The 1,287-nt window shown below is 30.9% G+C and carries 1 protein-coding gene; it reads right to left on the bottom strand.

The genetic code is table 11. The features are described 5' to 3' along the window. Positions 1-458: 458 nt before the first annotated feature. Positions 459-1,139: a hypothetical protein gene (locus ACVCZW_RS00175; protein ID WP_452231304.1), complete on the bottom strand. Its 681-nt coding sequence runs from the start codon at positions 1,137-1,139 to the stop codon at positions 459-461. Positions 1,140-1,287 lie beyond the last annotated feature (148 nt).

Here is a 1,287-nt window from a genome sequence, read left to right as displayed (position 1 = left end):
CGTTAAGTTGCGCAATAAAAGGAGGAAAGCTAAACGTGTTTTGCTTTTACAGTTGAATAGCGAAAAGTGTTTTTTTTAAACTCTTTGGAGTATTTAGCGATTGAGTAAGCATTTCCTGGCGAGCTAAAATTTCCTTGGCTTCAAAAAACTGCGCAAGATTTATTTCTCCTTTGCGTCAAAATTCCGCAAAGAATTCAATTCGTGAATTGAGTAAGCAGAGTTCGCGATTATTTTATTAAGATTTGAGTAAGGAAATAATCCGATTATTTATGTTTTAAGAAATTCAGTTTGTTGAAATTGAGGATTTTCGGCTATTTTTTATAACGTGTTTGTATATGGTTTGTTGCGTGTTTAAGAACGTAATTTAGCAAATAAAAACCGAATAGAAAATCCGCGAGGGTTTTCGTAAACAGGCTAGAACTAGCAATAAATTATATACGGTGTTACAGCACGTATATTTATGCTATTTCATTTACTGTAATTTCGTCAATTATCCATTTTCCGTTAACTTTTCGTATAAAAACTCTTACTCCAGTTCCACATAATTTTCCACAACCCATTCCACTATTTAAAATACCAAATGATTTAGTTGAGTCAAATTGAATTCTGGATAGGCTAGTGGTTTCATTCAAATAGAAGTCGTATTCTTTTTTCCAAATATTACTACCTTTTGGAAATTCCGAACGATATTTAAATTCTAATTTGTCGTCGGCTTTCAACTTTTCTAAGTCAATCTTATATTCAATAGACAAGTCATTAGAATCAAGAATTAAGTTATATTTTGAAAAATGTTTTAATAGTTGTTCTCTTTCATTTATTTTAAGAGAATAGACAGAGTCTTTAATCGCAATTACTAATTTGATAGAGTCAGTTTTGAGTTCCGTTTTCCTTTTTCTATAATCTGCTAATACATTTCCAATTCCAGTTGTGTCGGATCCAATTATTTTTCCCTTTTCGTTAAAAATAGGTTTAGGAGGTCGTGGTGGTTTTAGTCGAAAATCATAATGTAAAGAATCCATTAAAGCAGGAAATATTTCATAAATGACTGACTGTTCAAATTCCAACTCAGATTGCTTTTTATCACAGTTAAAAAGAAGCACTGATATCAAAATTAGTAACAATGTTAGTTCTTTTGTCATATGTGCTGTAACGTGTTTGTATATGATTAGTGGCGTGTTTCAGCACCTAATTTAGTAAATAAAAACCGAATAGAAAATCTGCAAAGATTTTCGTAAGCAAGCTATAACTAGCCATTAATTATATACGTTGTTATCTATAGGTCTTTTC

Source organism: Lacinutrix sp. MEBiC02595 (assembly GCF_053601555.1).
The sequence above is the reverse complement of the archived record's forward strand: the minus strand, read 5'-3'. Positions and strand labels throughout refer to the sequence as shown.

Coding starts and splice junctions, on each gene's coding strand:
- ACVCZW_RS00175 (WP_452231304.1), bottom strand. CDS start 1,139: ATGACAAAAGAACTAACATTGTTACTAATTTTGATATCAGTGCTTCTT.